This window comes from Enterobacter cloacae complex sp. HYC033_NIDB (assembly GCF_056673335.1).
The window spans coordinates 3,448,914-3,472,762 of sequence record NZ_CP115123.1 but is presented as its reverse complement, the minus strand read 5'-3'; the positions used below and the strand labels follow the sequence as shown (position 1 = coordinate 3,472,762).

18 protein-coding genes are annotated in these 23,849 nt (G+C 58.4%); 12 read left to right on the top strand and 6 right to left on the bottom strand.

Annotation, left to right across the window (positions count from 1 at the left end):
* Positions 1-3: 3 nt before the first annotated feature.
* Both sirB1 and kdsA read left to right on the top strand, forming a co-directional pair.
* The gene (gene sirB1 / locus O1721_RS16645; RefSeq protein ID WP_006810913.1) at positions 4-813 is read left to right on the top strand and encodes an invasion regulator SirB1; all 810 of its coding nucleotides are present in this window, start codon (positions 4-6) and stop codon (positions 811-813) included.
* A gap of 36 nt (positions 814-849) precedes the next feature.
* Positions 850-1,704, top strand: coding sequence for a 3-deoxy-8-phosphooctulonate synthase (gene kdsA / locus O1721_RS16640; RefSeq protein ID WP_003856671.1), 855 nt, complete (start codon positions 850-852; stop codon positions 1,702-1,704).
* A gap of 106 nt (positions 1,705-1,810) precedes the next feature.
* Here the strand turns inward: kdsA and chaA are convergent, their stop codons facing one another.
* A complete protein-coding gene (gene chaA, locus O1721_RS16635) occupies positions 1,811-2,911 on the bottom strand; it encodes a sodium-potassium/proton antiporter ChaA (RefSeq protein ID WP_003856672.1) in 1,101 nt (366 codons plus the stop codon).
* Between the two features lie 267 nt (positions 2,912-3,178).
* Between chaA and chaB the strand changes: the two genes are divergently transcribed.
* Both chaB and O1721_RS16625 read left to right on the top strand, forming a co-directional pair.
* Positions 3,179-3,409, top strand: a complete 231-nt coding sequence (chaB, locus tag O1721_RS16630; protein ID WP_003856674.1) for a putative cation transport regulator ChaB — start codon at positions 3,179-3,181, stop codon at positions 3,407-3,409.
* A gap of 177 nt (positions 3,410-3,586) precedes the next feature.
* Positions 3,587-4,282 carry a gamma-glutamylcyclotransferase gene (locus O1721_RS16625; RefSeq protein WP_017384255.1) on the top strand — a complete coding sequence of 232 codons (696 nt, stop codon included), beginning with the start codon at positions 3,587-3,589 and terminating at the stop codon, positions 4,280-4,282.
* A 30-nt stretch (positions 4,283-4,312) separates the two neighbouring features.
* Here the strand turns inward: O1721_RS16625 and O1721_RS16620 are convergent, their stop codons facing one another.
* The 3 genes from O1721_RS16620 to O1721_RS16610 all read right to left on the bottom strand — a co-directional run bounded on the left by O1721_RS16620 (position 4,313) and on the right by O1721_RS16610 (position 6,991).
* The gene (locus tag O1721_RS16620) at positions 4,313-4,552 is read right to left on the bottom strand and encodes a hypothetical protein (RefSeq protein WP_015570352.1); all 240 of its coding nucleotides are present in this window, start codon (positions 4,550-4,552) and stop codon (positions 4,313-4,315) included.
* 194 nt (positions 4,553-4,746) lie between these two features.
* A complete protein-coding gene (locus O1721_RS16615) occupies positions 4,747-6,531 on the bottom strand; it encodes a methyl-accepting chemotaxis protein (RefSeq protein ID WP_032648526.1) in 1,785 nt (594 codons plus the stop codon).
* A gap of 106 nt (positions 6,532-6,637) precedes the next feature.
* Positions 6,638-6,991, bottom strand: a complete 354-nt coding sequence (locus O1721_RS16610; protein ID WP_015570354.1) for a DsrE/DsrF/TusD sulfur relay family protein — start codon at positions 6,989-6,991, stop codon at positions 6,638-6,640.
* A 73-nt stretch (positions 6,992-7,064) separates the two neighbouring features.
* Here O1721_RS16610 and nasR point away from each other — a divergent pair, with 73 nt between their 5' ends.
* The 7 genes from nasR to O1721_RS16575 all read left to right on the top strand — a co-directional run bounded on the left by nasR (position 7,065) and on the right by O1721_RS16575 (position 19,457).
* Positions 7,065-8,237, top strand: a complete 1,173-nt coding sequence (gene nasR, locus O1721_RS16605; protein ID WP_032648524.1) for a nitrate regulatory protein NasR — start codon at positions 7,065-7,067, stop codon at positions 8,235-8,237.
* 227 nt (positions 8,238-8,464) lie between these two features.
* Positions 8,465-9,712 carry a CmpA/NrtA family ABC transporter substrate-binding protein gene (locus tag O1721_RS16600; RefSeq protein WP_032648522.1) on the top strand — a complete coding sequence of 416 codons (1,248 nt, stop codon included), beginning with the start codon at positions 8,465-8,467 and terminating at the stop codon, positions 9,710-9,712.
* Between the two features lie 2 nt (positions 9,713-9,714).
* Entirely contained in the window at positions 9,715-10,593 is an 879-nt protein-coding gene (ntrB, locus tag O1721_RS16595; RefSeq protein WP_032648518.1) for a nitrate ABC transporter permease, read from the top strand.
* Positions 10,594-10,602: 9 nt separating this feature from the next.
* Positions 10,603-11,391 carry an ABC transporter ATP-binding protein gene (locus O1721_RS16590; protein WP_032648515.1) on the top strand — a complete coding sequence of 263 codons (789 nt, stop codon included), beginning with the start codon at positions 10,603-10,605 and terminating at the stop codon, positions 11,389-11,391.
* A 12-nt stretch (positions 11,392-11,403) separates the two neighbouring features.
* Positions 11,404-15,390: a nitrite reductase large subunit NirB gene (nirB, locus tag O1721_RS16585; RefSeq protein WP_072258086.1), complete on the top strand. Its 3,987-nt coding sequence runs from the start codon at positions 11,404-11,406 to the stop codon at positions 15,388-15,390.
* Positions 15,387-17,864 (top strand): nitrate reductase, encoded by a 2,478-nt coding sequence (locus O1721_RS16580; RefSeq protein ID WP_032648514.1) that lies wholly within the window; start codon positions 15,387-15,389, stop codon positions 17,862-17,864. The genes nirB and O1721_RS16580 overlap by 4 nt, the downstream gene beginning before the upstream one ends.
* A gap of 174 nt (positions 17,865-18,038) precedes the next feature.
* The gene (locus tag O1721_RS16575; protein ID WP_032668829.1) at positions 18,039-19,457 is read left to right on the top strand and encodes a YchO/YchP family invasin; all 1,419 of its coding nucleotides are present in this window, start codon (positions 18,039-18,041) and stop codon (positions 19,455-19,457) included.
* A gap of 1 nt (position 19,458) precedes the next feature.
* Here the strand turns inward: O1721_RS16575 and narL are convergent, their stop codons facing one another.
* Positions 19,459-20,109 (bottom strand): two-component system response regulator NarL, encoded by a 651-nt coding sequence (narL, locus tag O1721_RS16570; RefSeq protein ID WP_003856701.1) that lies wholly within the window; start codon positions 20,107-20,109, stop codon positions 19,459-19,461.
* Complete coding sequence (narX, locus tag O1721_RS16565) at positions 20,102-21,898, bottom strand: nitrate/nitrite two-component system sensor histidine kinase NarX (RefSeq protein ID WP_017384246.1); 1,797 nt, start codon at positions 21,896-21,898, stop codon at positions 20,102-20,104. The genes narL and narX overlap by 8 nt, the downstream gene beginning before the upstream one ends.
* 309 nt (positions 21,899-22,207) lie before the next feature.
* Here narX and O1721_RS16560 point away from each other — a divergent pair, with 309 nt between their 5' ends.
* Complete coding sequence (locus O1721_RS16560) at positions 22,208-23,605, top strand: NarK family nitrate/nitrite MFS transporter (protein WP_017693303.1); 1,398 nt, start codon at positions 22,208-22,210, stop codon at positions 23,603-23,605.
* Positions 23,606-23,849: the final 244 nt, after the last annotated feature.

Here is a 23,849-nt window from a genome sequence, read left to right as displayed (position 1 = left end):
GTCATGAGGTCCTTAGCCGATTTCGAATTTAACAAAGTGCCGCTCTGCGATGGTATGATCCTGATTTCAGAGATGATCCGCGACGATTTTACGTCACAGTACGTTTACGCTGAACTGGAGAATCTGGTCAGCCTGGCGCGCGAAGAGATCAATCAGGCACGTCCGCAGGACTGGCAATTAGAGAAGCTGATTGAGCTTTTCTACGGCGAATGGGGTTTCTGCGACACGCGAGGCGTGTACCGCCTGTCTGACGCACTGTGGCTGGACCAGGTGTTGAAAAATCGTCAGGGCAGCGCCGTCGCGCTGGGCGCCATTTTACTGTGGGTTGCGCACGAGCTGGATATTCCACTGGTGCCGGTCATTTTCCCGACGCAGATGATTTTGCGGGCGGAGTGGCTGGACGGTGAGATGTGGTTAATCAATCCGTTTAACGGCGACACGCTGGATGAGCATACGCTGGACGTCTGGCTGAAAGGCAACATCAGCCCGATAGCTGAGCTGTTCAATGAAGATCTCGATGAAGCCGATAACGCCGAAGTGATCCGCAAGCTCCTGGATACGCTGAAGTCTGCGCTGATGGAAGAGCGTCAGATGGAGCTGGCTCTGCGCGCAAGCGAAGTGCTGTTGCAGTTCAATCCGGAAGATCCGTACGAAATCCGCGACCGCGGCCTGATTTATGCGCAGCTCGACTGCGAGCACGTGGCGCTGAATGATTTGAATTATTTCGTCGAGCAATGTCCGGAAGACCCGATCAGCGAGATGATCCGCGCGCAGATTAACGCGATCGCGCATAAACACATTACACTGCATTAATCTTAATTCCGATTCACACCCGAATAAGGCGATCCTATGAAACAAAAAGTGGTTAGCATTGGTGATATCAACGTGGCAAACGATCTGCCGTTCGTGCTGTTTGGCGGTATGAACGTTCTGGAATCCCGCGATCTCGCTATGCGCATCTGCGAACACTACGTGACCGTGACCCAAAAGCTGGGCATCCCGTACGTGTTTAAAGCCTCTTTTGACAAAGCCAACCGCTCCTCCATTCACTCCTACCGTGGCCCGGGCCTGGAAGAGGGGATGAAGATTTTCCAGGAGCTGAAACAGACGTTTGGCGTGAAAGTGATCACCGACGTGCACGAAGCGTCTCAGGCACAGCCCGTGGCTGATGTGGTAGACGTGATTCAGCTTCCGGCGTTCCTTGCTCGCCAGACTGACCTGGTAGAAGCGATGGCGAAAACCGGTGCCGTGATTAACGTGAAAAAACCGCAGTTCGTGAGCCCTGGCCAGATGGGTAACATCGTCGACAAGTTTATCGAAGGCGGTAACGACCAGGTGATCCTCTGCGACCGTGGTTCAAACTTCGGTTATGACAACCTGGTTGTGGATATGCTGGGCTTCAGCGTGATGAAGAACGTCTCTAACCAGTCCCCGGTGATTTTCGACGTGACCCACTCCCTGCAATGCCGCGACCCGTTTGGCGCCGCGTCTGGCGGGCGTCGTGCGCAGGTGACCGAACTGGCGCGCGCCGGTATGGCAACCGGCCTGGCGGGTCTGTTCATTGAAGCGCACCCGGATCCGGCTAACGCGAAATGCGACGGTCCATCCGCGCTGCCGCTGGATAAGCTGGAGCCGTTCCTGAAACAGATCAAAGCGATTGACGATCTGGTGAAGAGCTTCGACGAGCTGGATACCAGCAACTAATAAAAAAACCCGCTTCGGCGGGTTTTTCTTTGCCCGGCGGCGCTACGCTTGCGCGGGCCTATGGGTTTTGTAGGCCGGGTAAGCGCAGCGCCACCCGGCAAAAAAATTACGCAAATATCGTCATCAGATACGCAATAAACAGCGCCATATGCGCCGCGCCGTTCAGCACATTGGTGCGGCCGGTGGAGAAGGATATCTGGCACAGCAGCAAGGATGCCACCATCACAATCATCTCTGGCGCACCCAGCGCAAACTGCAATTCATTTCCCGTCATAAAGGCAATCAACGTCACCACCGGAACGGTAAGGGAGATGGTCGCCAGAACGGAGCCGAAGAACAGATTCATCGCACGCTGTACCTGATTATTGAGCACCGCTTTCAGCGCTCCCAGGCCTTCTGGCGACAGGATCAACAGGGCCACCAGGAAACCGGTAAAGGCGACCGGCGCGTTCAGTTCAGTTAACAGCGCCTCCAGCGGGTTCGCATTCATCTTGGTGACAGCAATAACGGCAATCAGATGCACGATCAGCCAAACCGTATGCCACGCGCTGCTGTGCGCCGACGGCTTACCGTGATGCGGGTCATCGTCGTCTCCGTCGTCTTCATGCTCGTAAACAAACAGGCTCTGGTGCGTTTTGGTCTGGATCAGCAGGAACACGCCGTACATTGCCGCGGAAATCAGCGCCACCAGCAGCGCCTGGCCGGTGGTGAAATTTGCACCCGGCAGCGCCATCGGGAACACCAGCACAATAATCGCCAGCGGGAACAGGGCGATCAGGTACTGTTTAATGCCAAAGAGGTTCATGTACTGGGTGGCAAATTTGCGACCACCTAATAAAAGTGAAAAACCGACCAGGCCGCCGGTAACAATCATAATGATGGAGTAGAGCGTATCGCGCATTAGCGTTGGCGCGGCGTCGCCGGTGGCCATTAATGCGGAAATTAAACTGACTTCAAGAATCACAACCGAAAGGCTTAAAATTAATGACCCATACGGCTCTCCAAGACGGTGGGCTAACACATCCGCATGGCGTACCACGCTAAATGCACTGGTTAAAATACCCACCAGAGCCAGAATATTGATCCCCACAACCACTGGCAATGACTGACTGCTTCCCCAGAAGAGCAGCACAGCCAGTGCCAGAACCGGGAAAATGAGAGAGGTCTCCTTGTGGCGGGTTTTTACCGCCTCGTGTGTTGCTGTCATGTGTTTCTCCAACAATGCAGGTGCTTGTAATTATAGATAGATTTTAAAGGTATTAAATTAACAGAAATCTGTTAAATACCCTGTATTTTTTACTTAATTTTACCCTTTATTATAATTTTTATGTCTGAGGCTTATAATGCCTTATCTCTGTTAAATATTAGTTTAATAACAATGAATTGCATTTTTATATTGTTCATTTCTTTCTGTCGGGTGGCACCCTCGCGTTTCGTCGTCCACACTTATCTTTTAGCAAAAGAGAGGTTAACGATGCCATACAAATCGAAAAGCGAATTACCGGATAACGTGCAAAATGTATTGCCTGCCCACGCGCAGGATATCTACAAAGAAGCCTTTAACAGCGCCTGGGATCAGTACAAAGATAAAGAAGATCGCCGGGACGATGCCAGCCGTGAAGAGACGGCCCATAAGGTGGCTTGGGCCGCCGTGAAAAATGACTATGAGAAAGGGGACGATGATAAATGGCACAAAAAGAAATAGCCGCCAAATAACACGCTGCCTCCATTTTGACATTTCAGGCGGTTGATCTGCCGCTGTATTGCATCTGGCCCGCGAATTGCTTATCGTTGCTCAACTGCTGTTAAAATGAACAGCACAGAATGCCGGGAAGGCGAATTACAGATGTCGCAAGGAAGCATGCAGTGGCGGAGGTGGAATGTGTTAACGCGTGATTTCTTGATGAAGGCAGATTGTAAGACGGCATTTGGTGCTATTGAGGAATCGCTTCTGTGGTCGGCTGAACAACGTGCGGCGTCGCTTGCGGCAACGCTGGCCTGCCGCCCGGATGATGGCCCGGTCTGGATCTTTGGTTACGGCTCGCTGATGTGGAACCCGGCGCTCGAATTTGTTGAATCAGCAACCGGAACGCTGCCTGGGTGGCACCGCGCCTTTTGTTTGCGCCTGACCGCCGGACGCGGCAGCGCGTGCCAGCCAGGACGCATGCTTGCACTAAAAGAGGGCGGGCGCACCACGGGCGTGGCATACCGGCTGCCGGATACCACGCTGGAAGATGAGCTGACGCTGCTGTGGAAGCGCGAGATGATCACCGGCTGCTATATGCCCAGCTGGTGCAAGCTGGAACTGGATGACGGGCGCACCGTCAACGCGCTGGTGTTCATTATGGATCCGCGCCACCCGCTGTATGAAGCCGATACCCGAACCCAGGTGATTGCCCCGCTGATTGCCGCCGCCAGCGGACCGCTGGGCACTAACGCCCAGTACCTTTTCTCGCTCGATCAGGAGCTGACGCGTCTCGGCATGCAGGACGACTGTCTGAGTGAGCTGGTGGTGAAGGTAAAAGCGCTGCTGGAAGGGAACCCGCTCAGCAATACGCTGCGGCCGGGTTTTGCCTGATAATACGCCCGGCTGACCGGGCGTTTACGGTTATGCCGCCACGTAACTTACGGAATGTTCGAGCGACTGGCTGTGGCTGTCGATCAGCACATCCCAGGTGCCGGTGTAAGGCACCGTCAGCCAGGCCTTATCGTCCTGGACGGTAAGGATATCTGCCTGCGATTGCTTCTGTCCTTTTGTACTCATCAGATGGATGCGGCAACGCTCTGAGCAACGTACCACTACCGTATCCCCGCCAAACAGTTTCAGACTCGTTTTAACTCGTGCCATTTTATACCCCGTCGTTTTTGCCCATCCCGAGCGTGATGTTGTTCACAATTTACTCATTGCATAACACCAAAGGGGCAGGGGGGGGATGCTGATTTCGATCAAAAAATGGCGCAACGATTAAACAAAAATGACAAAATCCCTGAAACCTTTCAGCGGACGCGCGTTTACCCTGCTTAACGCGCGCCCGGGAAAAATTATATGCGGAAATGGCCAGCGGTCTCAGCAAGGTCGCCCGCCTGACTTTGCAGCGCGCTGGCCGCCGCAGCAGACTGTACAACAAGTTCGGCGTTCTGCTGCACCATGCGATCCAGGTGAGTCACCGCGTGGTTAATCTCATGGATCCCTTTCATCTGCTCGCGGGTGGCAATGGATATTTCACGCATAATGCCTGACACGCTCCCGACGCTGGCGCGGATCTCATCCATGCTGTCGCCCGCAAGGTGCACAAACCGGGAGCCGGTTGCAACGCTTTCGGTGGTGGAATCAATAAGGGATTTGATCTCCTTCGCCGCCTGAGCGCTGCGGCTGGCCAGGTTACGTACTTCCCCCGCAACGACCGCGAACCCACGGCCTTGCTCCCCGGCACGCGCCGCTTCCACCGAGGCGTTAAGCGCCAGAATATTGGTCTGGAAGGCGATGCCGTCAATGACGCTGGTGATATCGCCGATTTTCGCGGAAGCCAGTTCGATGGACTGCATGGTGCTGATGGCCTGAGCGACGACGTCGCCGCCGCGGGATGCGGCGGCAGAGGCCTTGATCGCCTGTTCGTTCGCTTCTGCTGCCGACTCGTTTGACTGCGTAACGGAGGCCGTGATCTCTTCCACGGCGCTGGCGGTTTCGCGAAGGCTTGATGCCGCCTGCTCGGTACGCCCGGAAAGATCCTGATTACCTGCCGCAATCTCACGCGCTGCGTTTTTCACTGAGGCGCTGGCATCACGCAGCTGGACCATCACCACAGAAAGCTTATCGCTGAAGGAGTTAAACGCCTGCGCGATTTGCGCCACTTCATCGCCCCCCTTATCCGGCAGACGCTGCGACAGATCGTTAGTACCGTTGGCAATGCTGTTCATCGCGTCACGGATACCGGACAGCCGCTTAAGCAGGCGAGCAATCAGGAGGTGCATGAGGGCTCCGCTCAGCAGGGCGAGGATCGCCAGAGACAGTGCAGATGCTTTTAGCAATGACCGCATCCCGGCGGTGGCATCGCCGTTATCGAGCGCCACAACCAGCAGCCAGTGCGTCCCCGGTACGGCGGTGGCCAGGAACGTTTTTTCGCGTCCGTTAAACGTTCCGTCAACCAGGTTGCCGCTTTTCAGGGTGGCAAAATCGGTCCCTTTGATCGTCTCCGTAAAAGGCTTAAGCGTCAGCGCAGGATCGCTGCCGGCAATAACGGTGCCGTTGCTGTCCAGAAGCAGTCCGCTGCTGGCCGGAGTCGGGTGAATACCGCGCACGTTAGCCACCACGCTGTCCATCGCCACATCGCCCGCCACCACTGCTTTCAGGGCGCCTTGCTCTTTAACCGGTACCGCGAACGTCACCACCAGTTTCCCGGTGCCCGCGTCTACATAAGGTGCAGTCACTACCGGACCATCAGCGCTGACGGCCTGCTGATACCACGGGCGAAGGGTGGGATCGTAATCAGCGGGTACCCCGGTTGGGTCAGAAAATTTAGCCGTTTTGCTGGCATAACCCACGTAGACGTTGGTGAATCCACCCGCCAGCGCAAGCTGTTTAAACACCGGAACCGGATCGTCGCTGAGCGCGACTGGTTGCGCCGAGGTGATGACGGTCATTTTGCTGTTCACCCAGTCGGCAATCGCCATGTTGTGGCTGGCGCTGGTGCTGGTCAGAATATCGCGCTGCGACTGCTGATTATCCTGGCGCGTGACCTGAAAGTTAATAATGGTATTAAGAAGAAGGGCGACGACCAGACAGCCTGTCGTCGCGGCAATGATGCGGGCGCGAATGGATCTGAACATAAGTGTAATACCTGCTGTGTTGTTTCCATGCCTATCGGCAACGGTGCAGGTAAACTTGATGCTGAAACCGCGTCCATAAGAAAATAATATTTTTTGCGGGTTATTATTAAAAAGTTAATACTTTATCGGCGGAAAGCGTCCATTCAGCCAGCTCCACCAGCGTGCCAATTTCCACGCCATCAATCAGCGGTAGCCCGGTAATGCCGCGCCCGTCGGTACAGGTTTTGCACAGTTTGACCGGAACGTTTTGCGCGGTCAGGATCTCCAGCATTTGTTGAATGTTGTAGCCCTCTGCGGGTTTCTGCCCCTTCAGCCCGGCCGTGACGGCATCGGACATCAAAAAGAGGCGCAGCTCCAGCTCACTCTCCTTATCGCGCAGCGCGATTGCCAGGCGCAGGCTGTTAAAAAGGGATTCACTGCCGTAGGCCGCACCGTTGGCGACGATCACAATCTTCTGCATGTTGACTCCTGTTCTTTGAAAAGGCACGAATATTGCTTCTCGTACCGAAGAATACGTATCGGGGAGAGAAACGATGACGATAGTGGCTGGCAGTTCCCCTGGCGCAACCGAATGGTTCCAGCGTGCGAGAATGTTGCGCGAGGAACAGCTCGGCAGACTGGCGCAGCTGGGCGCACTAGTGAACGGCATCAGTCGACTGGTGCATATGCTACAGTGCGAGCGCGGTGCGTCAAATGTCTGGCTCTGCTCGCAGGGCAAATTGTACGCGCCTGAATGCAAGGCCAGCAGGGCCCTGGTGGATGAAAACCTCGCCGCATTGCACCTTCAGTTTAACGAACCGCTGCCGGGCAGCGCCCTGTGCGAACGTATTGCCAGCGCACTGCACGGCCTTGAGACGCTAACGGCGCTGCGTGATGGCGTTACAGGTCAATGCGTCACCGCGCCGCAGGCGATGGAACATTACAGCCGCATACTGCGTCATTTGCTCAGTATCGTACCTCAACTCAGCGACAGCATTGACGATCCGCACATCGCGGGCCGATTTGTGGCCCTTTACAGCCTGATGCAGGGCAAAGAACTTGTGGGACAAGAGCGGGCGCTGGGGGCTATTGGTTTCACCCAGGGATTCTTTGACGATGAAACCCGCCAGCGGCTGGTGGATCGCATTGATGGCCAGCAGGCCTGCTTTGAGGTTTTTATCTCCCATTGCACTCCAGACGTGCAGGAGACGTTTATCCTCAACTGCCAGCCGGGTCTGGAGACTGAAAAACTCAGGCGTGAAGCGTGCACCCGCCAGCCTCCGGCAGATAACGGCGATACCGCCCTCAAATGGTTTGCCCTGCAAACCGCGCGCCTTGAGCACCTGCGCACGCTGGAGGAGGTGGCAATTGCCGATCTGATGACGGCAGTTGAGGAGCGTCGCTGTAGCGAAAACCTGCACGCAGACGATGAGCACGACGATATCCTGGCGCGATTTCCTGACAGACCGCTGCTGCCGCTGGTGCGCCAGCAGGCGCGTGAAATTGAGCAACTCTCCCGTCAGCTTGCTTCCCTGCGCGACACGCTGGAGGAGCGTAAGACCATCGACAAAGCCAAAAGCGTGCTGATGACGCACCAGAACATGAGCGAGGAGCAGGCGTGGACCGCCCTGCGCAAAATGGCGATGGATAAAAACCAACGCATGGTAGATATCGCCCGTGCGCTGCTTACGGTGAAAAATCTGTGGAAGATACCCCCTGGGGAGTAGTTGCACAGTCAGTGGGCATTTTATGCCTGATTGAGGTGCGTAAAACAGCGCTCTTCTTGCAGAAACCCCGTAACGCCGGGGATGAAAAGCTGGCATTACCTTTGCATTAACAGATTAACCATTTTCGACGATGCGCCAACGGCGGTGCATGCGTCTTCAGGATAAAGGCGTCCAGCGGTGCTTCAGCACCGTCGGGCGCTTTTTTTTGCCTTTTTTCAGGAGCAATTATGGCGGATTTGTCGAGACGGCGGTTATTGCAGGCCAGCATGCTGGCGAGTGGTGCGATGCTGTTGCCGGGTGTCATGCAGGCCGCATGGGCGGCGGGGTCAGATAAGCCGGAGCAGGATACCGTGCGTATCGGGTTTATACCTCTGACCGATTGCGCGCCCGTGGTTATCGCGGCCCTGAAGGGGTTCGATAAAAAGCATGGCATTACTATTGTGCCGACCAAAGAGGCGAGCTGGGCGGCGGTGCGCGACAAGCTGGTGGCGGGCGAACTGGACGCCGCACACATTCTTTACGGCCTGCTGTACGGTCTGGAGCTGGGGATCGCGGGCAAGCCACAGCAGATGGCGAACCTGATGACCCTCAATCAGAACGGACAGGCCATTACGCTCTCCAGCGATCTGGCGGAGAAGGGCGTTCGTGACCTCGACGGGCTGAAAAAGCTGATTGCGCAGCAGGCGCCGGGAACCTACACCTTCGCGCATACCTTCCCGACGGGAACGCACGCCATGTGGCTCTACTACTGGCTGGCCAGCGCGGGGATTAACCCATTTGACGACGTGCGCACCGTGGTGGTGCCGCCGCCGCAGATGGTGATGAACATGCGCATTGGCAACATGGTCGGGTTTTGCGTTGGCGAGCCTTGGAACGCGCGGGCGATTAACGACCGCATCGGATTTACCGCCGCCACGTCGCAGTCCATCTGGGCCGATCACCCGGAAAAGATCCTCGGCACCCGACGCGACTGGGTGGCGAAAAATCCGCACACCGCACGGGCGCTGGTGAGCGCCGTGATGGAAGCCACGCGCTGGATCGAGGCGTCAGCGGAAAACAAACGCGAAACCGCGCAGATCCTCTCGCGCCGCGCCTGGCTCAACTGCAAGGAACAGTATCTCACCGGACGTATGCTTGGCGAGTACGACAACGGGGTCGGTCAGCGCTGGCAGGATGCGCACCCGATCCGTTTCTTCAACGAGGGTGCCGTGAGCTACCCGTATCTCTCAGACGGGATGTGGTTCTTAACCCAGTTCCGCCGCTGGGGCTTGCTCAACGCCGCGCCGGATTACGCGGGCATTGCACAGCGCATTAACCAGACCGCGGTCTGGCAGGATGCAGCGACCGCCGTGGGCGGCATGTCCACTCCGTCATCACCGTATCGCAGCAGCACCCTGATGGACGGCACCGTCTGGAACGGCACCGATCCGGAAGGGTACGCCAACCGCTTCGCCATTCACCGTAAAGGGGCCTGAGTATGCAGCATCTGCAAAATACAAAACCACAAGAGACGTCAGAGAGCGGGGAAGTGATTGTCCTGCCTCCGCTACAGGTTCGCCGTCGTACGCCAGTGTTTACGCGTCGGATGAATGATTTTTTACAGAGCGTCATCCCGGCGCTGCTCGGTCTCGGCCTGCTGGTGGTGCTCTGGCAGCTGGCAGCGATAAACAGTAAAGGCTTTCCGACGCCGCTCAGCACGCTCGATTCGGCCATGACCCTGTTTGCCGATCCGTTTTATCGCGACGGGCCAAACGATATGGGCATTGGCTGGAACGTGCTGGCGTCGTTGCAGCGCGTCGCCATCGGCTTCGGTCTGGCAGCGATGGCGGGCATTCCGCTGGGCTTTTTGATTGGCCGCTTCACCTTTTTCTCGCGCATGTTCAACCCGCTGATCGCGCTCCTGCGTCCGGTCAGCCCGCTGGCCTGGCTGCCTATCGGCCTGCTGCTGTTCCAGAAAGCGGAGCCTGCATCGAGCTGGACCATTTTTATCTGCTCCATCTGGCCGATGGTGATCAACACCGCTGAAGGGGTACGCCGTATTCCGCAGGACTACCTCAACGTGGCCCGGGTGTTGCAACTCTCAGAGTGGACCATCATGCGCCGCATTCTTTTCCCCGCCGTGCTGCCTGCGGTGCTGACCGGGGTACGTCTTTCCATTGGCATTGCCTGGCTGGTGATTGTCGCCGCCGAGATGCTCACCGGAGGTTTAGGCATTGGATTCTGGATCTGGAATGAGTGGAACAACCTCAACGTCGAAAACATTCTCATCGCCATCGTCATCATTGGCGTGGTCGGGTTGCTGCTGGAGCAGGGGCTGATGCTGATCGCCCGTCGCTTTAGCTGGCAGGAAAAATAAGGAGTGAAGATGAAACCGTTAATTCAGGTCCAGGCCGTGAGCCAGCGTTTTTCCACCGCCAGCGGCGAGTTTCTGGCGCTGCACAACGTCTCTTTTGATATCCACGAGGGCGAAACCGTCAGTCTGATTGGTCACTCCGGCTGCGGCAAGTCGACGCTGTTAAACCTGATCGCCGGGATCACGCTGCCGACGGAAGGCGGGCTGATTTGCGACAACCGCGAAATCGCCGGGCCGGGGCCCGAGCGCGCGGTGGTGTTCCAGAACCATTCGCTGCTGCCGTGGCTGACCTGCTTCGACAACGTGGCGCTTGCGGTGGATCAGGTCTTCCGTCACACCATGAGTAAGGCCGAGCGCAAAGCGTGGATTGAGCACAACCTCGACCGCGTGCAGATGGGCCACGCGCTGCATAAGCGCCCCGGGGAGATCTCCGGCGGTATGAAGCAGCGCGTCGGGATTGCCCGGGCGCTGGCAATGAAGCCGAAAGTGCTGCTGATGGATGAGCCGTTTGGCGCGCTCGATGCGCTGACGCGTGCCCATCTTCAGGACTCGGTGATGCAGATCCAGCAGGCGCTGAACACCACCATCGTGCTCATCACCCACGATGTGGACGAGGCGGTACTGCTCTCTGACCGCGTACTGATGATGACCAACGGCCCGGCGGCCACCGTGGGTGAGATCCTGCGCGTCGATCTGCCGCGCCCGCGCAACAGGGTGCAGCTGGCGGATGACAGCCGCTATCACCACATGCGCCAGCAGATCCTCCATTTCCTCTACGAAAAACAGCCGAAAGCGGCGTAATGAGGGGGCACGATGCGACTGGTCATTATCGGTAATGGTATGGCGGCAACCCGGCTGATTGCGTCGCTCACCGGGCGTGTTCCCGGTCGTTTCGCTATCACCGTCATCGGTGACGAGCCTGAGCAGGCGTACAACCGCATCCAGCTTTCACCGGTGCTGGGTGGCGAAAAGCAGGCGGAGCACATCTGTCTGCACGATGAAGACTGGTACACGGCACGAGGCGTGACGGTGCTGCGAGGAGAAAAGGCGCTCGCAGTAGACGTCAACGCGCGTGAAGTGCATACCTCTGCTCGCACGCTGGGCTGGGATGCGCTGGTGTTTGCCACCGGGTCTACCCCTGTAGTGCCGCCGATCCCCGGCGGCGATGCACCGCATGTGTTCACCTTTCGCACCCTGGCAGAGACCCGCGCCATCCAGAATATCTCCGGACCGGCGGTAGTGCTGGGCGGCGGCGTACTCGGCGTGGAGGCCGCGGCAGCGCTGGCGCGCAACGGTGACAACGTCACGCTCGTGCATCGCGGTCCGTGGCTGATGGAACAGCAGCTGGATCAGCAGGCGGGACTGCTGCTTGACGAGGCGCTGGCGGCGCGGGGCGTACGCTGTGAACTCGCCTCCGGCATCACCGCCATCGCTGACGATGCCGTGACGTTGACCGACGGACGCCGCATCGCCGCCACGCGCGTGGTGCTGGCCACGGGCGTGCAGCCCAACGTCGCGCTGGCAAAAGCCAGCGGCATTCGCTGCGCGCGCGGCATCGTGGTGGATCCGCAGATGCAAACCTCCGTGCCGGATATCTACGCCATCGGCGAGTGCTGCGAAATTGACGGCCAGACGTTTGGCCTGGTCGCCCCCTGTCTGGCGCAGGCGGATATTCTTGCCGCGCGGCTGGCCGGGGAGGTCACCGCGCCGTTTACCCTGACCGACAACGGCGTGCGCCTTAAGGTGACCGGCGTGGCGCTGTTCAGCCTCGGACGCGCGACGGCGCAGGCGGACGATGTGGTCTGGAGTTCATGGGATCCGCTGACCCGTCACTATCGACGTTTACTGATCCATCAGGGGGCGCTGGCTGGCGTGCTGCTGATGGGTGACTGCCGCAGCGCGGCAACCTTTACCGATTTACTGGCAACGGCTGCGCCCGCCCACGCGGACTGGCTGTTCGATCGTTTCACAACGCAACCGCAGGTTGCAGGACAGAACGCTATGACAAAACCTACTCTGGTGGTGGTTGGGCACGGTATGGTCGGCCATCATTTCCTCGAAGACTGCGTTAACCGCAATTTGCATCAGCAGTATCAGATTATTGTTTTTGGCGAAGAGCGCTATGCCGCCTATGACCGCGTGCATCTGTCGGAATATTTTGGCGGACGCAGCGCGGACTCGCTCTCGCTGGTGGCGGGGGAGTTCTTTGCCGATAACGGCATTGAGCTGCGCCTCTCGCAGCAGATCGTCACTATCGATCGTGATGCACACGTAGTGCGTACCGCCAGTGGCCATGAGACTCACTGGGACAAGCTGGTGCTGGCGACCGGCTCGTACCCGTTCGTACCACCCGTTCCGGGCAACGATCTGCCGGGTTGTTTTGTCTACCGCACCCTCGACGATCTGGACAACATTGCGGCCCATGCGGCAGGCTCTCGCCGCGGTGTGGTGATTGGCGGCGGCCTGCTGGGGCTGGAGGCGGCGAATGCGCTTAAGCAGCTCGGGCTGGAAACTCACGTGGTGGAGTTTGCGCCGAACCTGATGGCGGTGCAGCTCGACAGCGACGGCGCGGCAATGCTGCGCAAGAAAATTGAGGCGCTGGGCGTAGGGGTGCACACCAGTAAATCGACGACGGAGATTGCCTCCGCAGACGACGGGCTGGTGCTGCGCTTTGCCGATGGCGAGCAGCTGGAAACGGACATGGTGGTCTTCTCTGCCGGTATTCGGCCGCAGGACGCGCTGGCGCGCAGCAGCGGGCTGGCTGTCGGCGAGCGCGGCGGGATCTGCATTGACGACGTCTGCCGGACTTCCGATCAGGACGTGCTTGCCATCGGGGAATGCGCGCTGTGGGAGGGGAAAATCTTTGGCCTGGTGGCCCCGGGCTACCAGATGGCGCGCGTGGCCGCCGCTGTGCTGGCGGGTGAGGAGAAGCGCTTCACCGGCGCGGATATGAGTACCAAACTCAAGTTGCTGGGGGTGGATGTGGCGTCGTTTGGCGATGCCCACGGGCGCACGCCGGGCGCGCTGAGCTACCAGTGGACGCACGGGCCGCAGCAAATCTACAAAAAAATTGTGGTCAGCCACGACAGCAAAACGCTGCTGGGCGGCGTGCTGGTGGGCGATGCCAGCGAATACGCCACGCTGGTGCAGATGATGCTCAACGGCATCAGCCTGCCAAAAGAGCCGGAAACGCTGATCTTACCCGCGTCGTCAGGCAGCGCGCCGAAAGCGCTGGGCGTGGCGGCGCTGCCGGAAAGCGCGCAGATCTGTTCGTGTCATAACGTCAGCAAAGGGGATATCTGCCAGGCGGTAAGCGCGGGTGCGACGGATATCGGCGCCATTAAGCAGTGCACCAAAGCCGCGACCGGCTGCGGAGGCTGTAGCGCGCTGGTGAAGCAGGTGATGGAGTTCCAGCTTGCGGAGCAGGGCGTGGAGGTGAAGAAAGATATCTGCGAACACTTCCCGTACTCGCGTCAGGAGATTTACCACCTGGTGCGCGTCAACCATATCCGCACCTTCGACCAGCTTATCAGCCGCTACGGTCAGGGGCACGGGTGCGAGATCTGTAAGCCGCTGGTGGGATCGGTATTGGCTTCCTGCTGGAACGAGTATCTGCTGAAACCGGCGCATCTGCCATTGCAGGACACCAACGACCGCTATTTCGCCAATATTCAGAAGGACGGAACCTACTCCATCGTCCCGCGGATGCCGGCGGGTGAAGTGACCGCCGACGGGCTGATCGCCATCGGCCAGATCGCGAAACGCTATAGCCTTTACAGCAAAATTACCGGCGGGCAGCGTATTGACCTGTTTGGCGCCACGCTCGAGCAGTTGCCGGAAATCTGGCAGGCGCTGGTGGAGGCCGGGTTTGAGACCGGACATGCTTACGGGAAATCCCTGCGCACGGTGAAATCCTGCGTCGGGTCGACCTGGTGTCGCTACGGCGTGCAGGATTCCACCGGCCTCGCGGTCAGGCTGGAGCACCGCTACAAGGGCCTGCGCGCGCCGCACAAAATCAAAATGGCGGTCTCCGGCTGTACCCGTGAGTGCGCAGAGGCGCAGAGCAAAGACGTGGGGGTGATTGCCACGGACAAAGGCTGGAACCTCTATCTGTGCGGCAACGGCGGGATGAAGCCGCGCCACGCGGATCTCTTCGCCAGCGATCTGGACGACGAAACGCTGATCCGCACCGTTGACCGTTTCCTGATGTTCTACATTCGCACGGCAGATCGTCTGCAACGCACCAGTACCTGGATGGATAACCTGGAAGGCGGCCTCGACTATCTGCGCGAGGTGATCCTCAACGACAGCCTGGGGATCGCCCACGAGCTGGAGCAGGAGATGGCCCGGGTGGTGGAGACCTACCAGTGCGAATGGCAAACCACCCTTAACGATCCTGACCGCCTGGCGCTGTTCCGCACCGCGGTGAACGTCCCCGCCGCGGAGGAGAACAAGCGCTGGCAGGAAATTTGTAATATCGACGAGATCCCGGAGCAGGCGGGCATTGGCGCGCATCTTGGGCGCAAACCGATTGCGCTGTTCCGCTTTGGCAAAACCGTTTATGCCCTCGACGATCGGGAGCCGGGCAGCCGCGCGAACGTGCTGTCACGCGGCATCCTCGGCGATGCGGCGGGGGAACCGGTGGTGATCTCGCCGCTCTACAAGCAACGTATTCGTCTGCGCGACGGGTGTCAGGCTGAGAGCGGGGCGCCTGCGGTGCGTGCCTGGCCGGTAAAAATTGAAAACGGCAAGGTGTGGGTTGGAAATGAAGAGCTGGTGATGCGCGCGGAGGCCTCATGACGGAAACCCGGACAACGTGCCCTTACTGCGGGGTGGGCTGCGGCGTGGTCGCCAGCGCAGACGGTGAAAAGGTGAGCATTCGGGGGGATGAAACTCATCCGGCGAATTTCGGTCGTCTGTGCGTAAAAGGATCTGCCCTTGGGGAAACCACGGGGCTACAGGGACGCCTGCTGCGCCCGGTTGTCGATGGCCGGGAGGTGGCATGGCCGCAGGCGCTGGGCGAAGCGGGCGAGCGGCTGCGGAACATCATCAACGAATGGGGGCCGCAGGCGGTGGCGTTTTATGCCTCCGGCCAGCTGTTGACCGAGGATTACTATGCCGCCAACAAGCTGATGAAAGGCTTTATCGGGGCGGCGAACATTGATACCAACTCGCGGCTGTGCATGTCATCGGCGGTGGTGGGCTACAAACGCGCCTTCGGTGAGGACGTGGTGCCGTGCAGCTATGAGGACGTGGAAAACAGCGATCTGGTGGTACTCGTTGGCTCGAACGCGGCCTGGACGCATCCGGTGCTGTATCAGCGGCTGGTGCTGGCAAAACACAACAATCCGCAGATGAAAGTGGTCGTGATCGATCCGCGTAAAACCGCCACCTGCGATATCGCCGATCTCCACCTCGCGCTCAGACCCGGCAGCGATGCCGGGCTCTTTGTGGGGTTGCTCAATCTGATTCAGGGGCGCGGCGAGTGGCCGATCCCTCGCGTGGCGGCGTTTTGCGATCTGCCTTCAGACGAGATTGGCACCTTCTACGACTGGTTTGTCACCGCGCCACGCGCGATCACGCTCTACACCATGGGGATCAACCAGTCCTCCAGCGGCAGCGACAAGTGCAACGCCATCATTAACGTGCATCTTGCCAGCGGAAAGTTCAACCGCCCTGGCTGCGGCCCGTTTTCGCTGACCGGACAGCCAAATGCCATGGGCGGGCGGGAAGTGGGGGGACTGGCGAACCAGCTGGCGGCGCACATGAACTTCGAGCCGGACGATCTCTCGCGCGTGGCGCGTTTCTGGGGAACGGAACGGCTGGCGCAGACCCCGGGCCTGATGGCGGTGGAACTGTTTGACGCCATTGCCCGCGGCGAGGTGAAGGCGGTGTGGATCATGGGCACCAACCCTGCCGTGTCACTTCCCGACAGCCACGCGGTGTGCCAGGCGCTGGCGGCCTGCCCGCTGGTCATGGTATCTGAGGTGATGCAGGAGACGGACACCAGCCGGTTTGCCCATATCCGTTTTCCCGCCCTGGGCTGGGGCGAGAAAAACGGCACGGTGACCAATTCAGAACGCCGTATCTCCCGCCAGCGCGCCTTTCTGCCTGCGCCGGGCGAGGCCAGACCGGACTGGTGGATCATCGCCCGGGTCGCAGACCAGCTCGGTTATGGCGATGCCTTCGCCTGGGAACACCCTCAGGAGATATTTTGTGAACATGCGGCACTGACGGCGTTTGAAAATAACGGCGAACGGGCGCTAAACCTGCGCGAACTGGCGTCGCTGTCGCGAGAGGCGTGGGACGAGCTGGCGCCGTATCAGTGGCATGCCGGTGATTTCCCGCAAAGAACGCTTGTTCCGGTTGACCCCTCCCCGCATGGGGCAGGCGTCGACGAATTGTACCCCTTGATACTGAATACCGGGCGGATCCGCGATCAGTGGCACACCATGACGCGCACGGGGTATGTTCCGCGTCTGATGCAGCATATCGATGAGCCTTTTGTTGAGATGAACGCAACCGATGCGGCGCGCGCCGGGCTGACTGACGGCCAGCTGGCGCGGGTAAGCTCCCCGCGCGGAGTGATGGTTGCCAGAGTACGTATCTCCACCGCGCAGCGTGCAGGCGAGCTGTTTGCGCCGATGCACTGGAACGCACAATTCGCCCGGCAGGGTAAGGTCAATGCGCTGGTGGAAGGGCGGGTTGATGCCGGGTCCGGCCAGCCGGAGAGTAAACAAACCGCGGTGAGGATCATGCCCTGGCTACCCGCCTGGCAGGGTGAACTGTATGCCCGCGAGCTGCCAGCGCTGCCGCCGTCGGTCTGCTGGTGGCGTAAAGCCTCACGTCTGACGGTGGCGGGGGAGCAGCCGTTGCTGTCGTGGATCATGGCGTACGCCAGCGGTCGGGGCTGGCAGTTACAGGTGGCACAGACGGGAGAACGCAGCAGCGTGCTCGCCTGGCATCACGGTAAGCTGATGCTGGGCTACTGGGAGGGCCATACGCTGCCGGCGCTGGCGCATGCGTTTATTGAAGAAGCCTTTGCTGCTGCGCCCGTCCAACTTGCTGAACGCCATGCGCTGCTGCACGGGCAACGGCCGGACGAAGATGCCGATCCCGGGCGAATTATCTGTAGCTGCTTCAGCGTGGGTGAAAATACGATACGTAAGGCAATAGCCGGAGGCTGTGATTCTGCCCCAGCGCTGGGCGTGAAGCTGCGCTGCGGCACGAACTGTGGTTCCTGCGTGCCGGAGCTGAAAGCGCTGTTGGGATAATAGTGTAAGGGCGTCGGGTGACGGCTTCGCACCGGTACGAATTTGTAGGTCGGGTAAGGCGAAGACGCCACCCGACAAATCTTTTCAGGATATTCCTGAAATTTCTGTTAAGACTGGTTTTCAGGGCTTATGGCGTTAACATAATAAGTGTTTGTTCATAAACACAGGTTCTGATTGACGACGTTGAAGGCTGTATCGTCCCGCATCCGTTTTTTGCTGTTACTCCCCCTTTTTACGGCTGGAGCCGTTCATGGTGCGCCGAAATCCTTCGTGCAGCAGGCGCAAAATCCGTTTGATAACAACGGCGATAGTCTGCCGGATCTCGGCATGGCGCAACCGACCAGCGAAGGCGAAAAGCATCTGGCTGAAATGGCTAAGGCATTCGGTGAAGCCAGTATGACCGATAACGGCCTGACGTCCGGGCAGCAGGCGCGACAGTTCGCGTTTGGCAAGGTGCGGGATGCCGTGAGCGGGGAAGTCAACGAGCAGATTGAATCCTGGCTTTCACCCTGGGGAAACGCCAACGTCAATGTGCTGGTGGATGACGACGGCAACTTTAACGGCAGCAGCGGAAGCTGGTTTATCCCCTGGAACGACAACACCCGCTATCTGAGCTGGAGCCAGCTTGGGCTGACGCAGCAGACAGACGGGCTGGTGAGTAACGTCGGGGCAGGTCAGCGCTGGGTTGCCGGAAACTGGCTGCTGGGCTACAACACTTTTTACGACAACCTGCTGGAAGACAACCTGCAACGTGCCGGGCTGGGCGCAGAGGCGTGGGGTGAAAACCTGCGCCTGTCGGCCAATTACTACCAGCCGTTCGCTGGCTGGCAGCCGCGTTCCGACATCCGCGAGCAGCGCATGGCGCGCGGATACGACGTAACGGCCAAAGCCTGGCTTCCCTGGTTTCACCACCTGAACACCAGCGTCAGCTTTGAACAGTATTTTGGCGATAACGTCGATCTGTTTAACAGCGGTACGGGGTATCACAACCCGGTTGCGGTCAACCTGGGGCTGAACTATACCCCCGTACCGCTGGTCACCCTGACGGCTGCCCATAAGCAGGGGGAGAGCGGCGTTAGCCAGAATAACCTCGGGCTGAAGCTCAACTATCGTTTTGGCGTGCCGCTGGCGAAACAGCTTTCCGCCGGGGAAGTGGCGGCGACGCGATCGCTGCGGGGGAGCCGCTATGATTCACCCGATCGCGATAATCTGCCCGTGATGGAATTCCGTCAGCGCAAAACCCTCTCGGTATATCTGGCCACGCCGCCGTGGGATCTTAAGCCAGGCGAAACGGTGATGCTGAAGCTGCAAATTCGCAGCACGCACGGTATCCGGCAGATCCACTGGCTGGGTGATACCCAGGCGCTCAGCCTGACCTCACCGGCAAACGGCAACAGCAGCGATGGCTGGAGTGTGATCATGCCTGCATGGGATGATTCGGAAGGGGCGAAAAATACATGGCGGCTTACGGCCGTGGTGGAAGATAAGGATGGGCAGCGTGTCTCCTCCAATGAGATCACGCTTTCCGTGGTGCAACCGCTCGTCGCAATGCCTGCCGACGATCCACGGTGGAAGTTGCTGCCGGATGAGTAAGTTAAAAAATGCGCTCCTGATGCACCCAGACGGCGGCTTCGACGCGGGATTTTAACTTCATTTTTTTCAGCATGTGTTTGACATGCACTTTGACCGTGCTCTCGGTGATGTCCAGACGGCGGGCGATCATTTTGTTCGGCAGCCCCTGGGCAATCAGCTTCAGAATGTCACGCTCGCGCGGGGTCAACTGGCTGACGTCACGATCAGACGTGGCGCGGTTCGCACGCAGGCTGGCGGCCAGTACCGGCGTTAACGCTTCACTCAGCACCATCTCGCCTGCGGCAGCCTGTTGCAGCGCCTTAAGCAGATCTTCCGGCTCCATATCTTTCAGCAGATAGCCGTCTGCCCCTCGCTTGAGGGCGGTGACCACGTCTTCTTCATGGTTTGAGACGCTGAAGACCACCACCCGGCCAGAGAGGGATTTCTCCCGCAGCTTGTCGAGGGTTTCCAGGCCATTCATGCCCGGCATGTTGAGATCGAGCAAGATCAAATCAGGATCGAGCGATTCGGCAAGTTCAATACCCTGTTCGCCGTTACTGGCTTCCCCGACGACGGTGATATCTGGCGCCATGCTGACAAGCTGTTTAACGCCAGTGCGCAGCATCGGATGATCGTCAATCAACAGGATAGATGCCGGTTCCTGATTAGTCATGGTTTTCTCCTTGAGCAGTTATGAGGGGCTTTTCGGGTATAAAGGTGACCACAACTTCGGTGCCACCTGACTCTCCCCGGCGAACCTGGCAATCACCGCGCAGGCTTTGCGCGCGGTCTCGCATGATAATTAAACCATAGTGGTTCGTTCGTTCGGCATTTTCCGGCACGCCGCGGCCGTTATCCTGAACCCTGAGCTTCACCTGATTATCCTGGCAGCTGACGGTGACCGTGGCGGCCGTCGCCTCGGCATGCTTGAGCACGTTGCTCAGGGCTTCGCGGGCAATTTGCAGCAAGTGGATCGCCTGGTGAGAGGGGACAAAACGCGGTGGCAGCTGGTAATCCAGCTTCACCGGGAAGCCCAGCCGGGCGCTAAACTCCTGACAGCTGGATTCCAGCGCAGGGCGCAGCCCCGGCTCGGTGAGCTGCAAACGGAAGGTGGTCAGCAGCTCGCGAAGCTGAATCCACGAGGTGTTAAGCTCGTTGCGGATCTGGCTGAGCAGCTGTTTGCTGCTCTCGGGCATGCCTTCATCCTGCATTTGCAGGCAGCTCACCTGCATCTTCATGCAGGAGAGGGACTGGGCGATGGAGTCGTGAAGCTCGCGGGCGATGGTGGCACGCTCCTCCATCACGATCAGCTGCTGCTGTTTCTCCTGGTGGCGGTCGAGCGCCAGCGTGGCCGTGAGCTGCTCAACAAGCGTATCGACCAGCTGCTGCTGGTCGTGGCTCAGGTGACGTCCGGCGGGCAGGGTGGCCAGCAAAATACCGTACTGGGTATGGCTGTCCATCAGCCGCCACTTGAGGGTCGTGCCGCTGGTGGTAAGTGGCGGCAAGCCGCGCGGGCACAGATGACACCCTTTATCGTCGCAGGAGATGTCCGACTGACAGGTAAATTCCTGATGGTTTTCCTCATCTTCAACGTCGTAAACCCGAAGCTCAAGATCGCGGAGCAGAGTCAGATTTTGCAGGCCGTTCAGTACCGGCGAGAGACGTTCGCAAAGCGGGACCTGCATATGCAGGCGACGGTTCGCCTGCCAGAGGAAAGAGAGGATCTCGTTTTTCTGCTCAAGCCCGGCGGTTTTCTCCTGGACGCGTTGTTCCAGTACCGCGTAGCTTTCTGATAGCTCTGCCGACATGGTGTTGAGCGCCTCGCCGAGCATCGCCATTTCGTTGCGCCCGCTGATGTGCGTGCGCTGGGTAAAATCGCGCTGTGTGACGGCGCGGGCCATCGCCAGGAGCTGTTTCCAGGGGTTAAGCAACCGCGCGCGCAGCCAGATAACCGTGAAAATTAGCAGCAAACCCATAAACAGCGCCATTGCGCGGTGAACCATCACCACACGGTCAATGCGTAACTCTGTGGTGCGATCGAATGAGGAGACAAGATGATCGATGCGTGACACAAACCCGGCGACATCCCGGGCGACCGTTTCCCGGTCTTCCGCCCGCTTTAACCCAGGCTCCAGCTGGGTATGCCAGTAGCCCTGAAGCGCCTTAAGCTGAGATTGCTGACCGTCACGGATGGCGGCTCTTTCCAGTTCAGGGCTGAATGCGGTACGCTCCATTTCGTCGATAAGCGGTTGGTCAGCCTGCGTCAGCGGCACCGACGCCAGCAGCCGGTAACTCTGCATACGTAGCGAGCCTGCCTCGTTGATGGCATGCGCGTTACCCTGTACACCCTGTACCAGCCAGCCAGAAATAGCCATGCCGGTCACGCCGATAGCGGTGGACAGCAGAACAATAAGCGCCAGCTGGTTAACCAGCGTCAGCGGAGATAAACATCTTTTTAACATAGAGTTGCCGGGCTCCTGACGTGACCTGATTGCAGGAATGGCGCTATTCTGGTGCATACCCTGGAGTATACCCATACCAATAAAGGATTACCTCTAAATTGCCAGAGGGGTAACGGTTAGTGGGTGGACGAAGCAGGGATGCGTCAGCACCGTGAAAAACCACACCTTTTTTACGTTTTGCATCTACTCATTAAGAGTGATGGCTTTTTTTTCGCCGCAAAACCTCCCACTTTTCCTTTGATTTATATCAACTTACCGCCGCTCTAAAGCCCTAATGTTTGCAGCATCATTCGAGAATCAGAGGTGTCTATGAGTCACTCTTCCGCTCCCGAAAGGGAAACTGGTGCCGTTATTACAGACTGGCGTCCAGAGGATCCGGCGTTCTGGCAACAGCGCGGCCACCGTGTAGCAAGTCGTAATCTGTGGATTTCCGTTCCATGTCTGTTACTGGCGTTTTGCGTCTGGATGTTGTTTAGTGCGGTTGCGGTTAACCTGCCAAAAGTGGGCTTTACCTTTACCACCGATCAGCTGTTTATGTTGACCGCGTTGCCGTCGCTTTCAGGCGCACTGCTGCGCGTTCCTTACGCGTTTATGGTGCCGGTCTTTGGCGGTCGTCGCTGGACGGCTTTCAGTACCGGGATCATGATCGTGCCGTGCGTGTGGCTCGGTTTTGCGGTGCAGGATACCTCCACACCGTTTAGCGTATTCGTGATTATCTCTCTGCTGTGCGGTTTTGCGGGGGCGAACTTTGCGTCCAGTATGGCAAACATCAGCTTCTTCTTCCCGAAAGCGAAGCAGGGTGGTGCGCTGGGCATTAACGGCGGCCTCGGTAATATGGGCGTGAGCGTGATGCAGCTGATTGCCCCGCTGGCGATCTCTGTCTCCATCTTTGCGGCCTTTGGCGGCGGCGGTGTGACGCAGCCCGACGGTTCCGTGCTGTTCCTGCAAAACGCCTCCTGGATTTGGGTACCGTTCCTGGTGGTCTTTACCCTGGCGGCGTGGTTCTTCATGAACGATCTGTCCGCGTCCAAAGCGTCACTGAGCGAGCAGCTGCCGGTGCTGAAGCGTGGCCACCTGTGGGTGATGGCGCTGCTGTATCTGGCGACCTTCGGCTCGTTCATCGGTTTCTCAGCAGGCTTTGCCATGCTGTCTAAAACCCAGTTCCCGGACGTGCAGATCCTTCAGTTTGCCTTCTTCGGTCCGTTTATCGGCGCGCTGGCACGTTCGCTGGGCGGGATGATCTCCGACCGTCTGGGGGGAACGCGCGTTACGCTGGTGAACTTTGTTGTGATGGCCATCTTCTGTGCGCTGCTGTTCCTGACGCTGCCTGCGGGTGGTGAGGGAGGTAACTTCTTTGCCTTCTTCGGCGTATTCATGGTGCTGTTCCTGACCGCCGGGCTGGGCAGTGCGTCTACTTTCCAGATGATCTCTGTCATCTTCCGCAAACTGACCATGGACCGCGTCAAAGCGCAGGGTGGGAGCGACGAGCAGGCAATGCGTGAAGCCGCCACCGATACCGCTGCGGCGCTTGGGTTTATCTCTGCGATTGGCGCGATTGGCGGCTTCTTTATTCCAAAAGCGTTCGGCATCTCACTGGATCTGACCGGCTCTCCGGCGGGTGCGATGAAAATATTCCTCGTCTTCTATATCGCCTGCGTGGTCATCACCTGGCTGGTATATGGCCGTAATACCAAGAAAAACAAGTAAGCTTGATTATCCGTTTGCGCGGCCTGAGTGCCGCGCTTTTTTTAAACACTGAATAGTTACAACATACTATCGACGTTACCCGTGATCACCCGCAGGTAACGCTGTGATCGCCATCGCTTTACAGGTGTGTCTACCCCTTAATACCTAAGATGTTAAATTTTGCCTCGACTATTGTACGATAAATAAAATATATCTATATAAATCATAAAGTTAAAAAATATTAACGGCTACCGCTTTGGTGGTA

What these genes read in the sequence shown, in the direction of transcription:
- sirB1 (WP_006810913.1), top strand. Translation starts at nt 4, where the DNA reads ATGAGGTCCTTAGCCGATTTCGAATTTAACAAAGTGCCGCTCTGCGAT.
- kdsA (WP_003856671.1), top strand. Translation starts at nt 850, where the DNA reads ATGAAACAAAAAGTGGTTAGCATTGGTGATATCAACGTGGCAAACGAT.
- chaA (WP_003856672.1), bottom strand. Translation starts at nt 2,911, where the DNA reads ATGACAGCAACACACGAGGCGGTAAAAACCCGCCACAAGGAGACCTCT.
- chaB (WP_003856674.1), top strand. Translation starts at nt 3,179, where the DNA reads ATGCCATACAAATCGAAAAGCGAATTACCGGATAACGTGCAAAATGTA.
- O1721_RS16620 (WP_015570352.1), bottom strand. Translation starts at nt 4,552, where the DNA reads ATGGCACGAGTTAAAACGAGTCTGAAACTGTTTGGCGGGGATACGGTA.
- O1721_RS16615 (WP_032648526.1), bottom strand. Translation starts at nt 6,531, where the DNA reads ATGTTCAGATCCATTCGCGCCCGCATCATTGCCGCGACGACAGGCTGT.
- O1721_RS16610 (WP_015570354.1), bottom strand. Translation starts at nt 6,991, where the DNA reads ATGCAGAAGATTGTGATCGTCGCCAACGGTGCGGCCTACGGCAGTGAA.
- nasR (WP_032648524.1), top strand. Translation starts at nt 7,065, where the DNA reads ATGACGATAGTGGCTGGCAGTTCCCCTGGCGCAACCGAATGGTTCCAG.
- O1721_RS16600 (WP_032648522.1), top strand. Translation starts at nt 8,465, where the DNA reads ATGGCGGATTTGTCGAGACGGCGGTTATTGCAGGCCAGCATGCTGGCG.
- ntrB (WP_032648518.1), top strand. Translation starts at nt 9,715, where the DNA reads ATGCAGCATCTGCAAAATACAAAACCACAAGAGACGTCAGAGAGCGGG.
- O1721_RS16590 (WP_032648515.1), top strand. Translation starts at nt 10,603, where the DNA reads ATGAAACCGTTAATTCAGGTCCAGGCCGTGAGCCAGCGTTTTTCCACC.
- nirB (WP_072258086.1), top strand. Translation starts at nt 11,404, where the DNA reads ATGCGACTGGTCATTATCGGTAATGGTATGGCGGCAACCCGGCTGATT.
- O1721_RS16580 (WP_032648514.1), top strand. Translation starts at nt 15,387, where the DNA reads ATGACGGAAACCCGGACAACGTGCCCTTACTGCGGGGTGGGCTGCGGC.
- narL (WP_003856701.1), bottom strand. Translation starts at nt 20,109, where the DNA reads ATGACTAATCAGGAACCGGCATCTATCCTGTTGATTGACGATCATCCG.
- narX (WP_017384246.1), bottom strand. Translation starts at nt 21,898, where the DNA reads ATGTTAAAAAGATGTTTATCTCCGCTGACGCTGGTTAACCAGCTGGCG.
- O1721_RS16560 (WP_017693303.1), top strand. Translation starts at nt 22,208, where the DNA reads ATGAGTCACTCTTCCGCTCCCGAAAGGGAAACTGGTGCCGTTATTACA.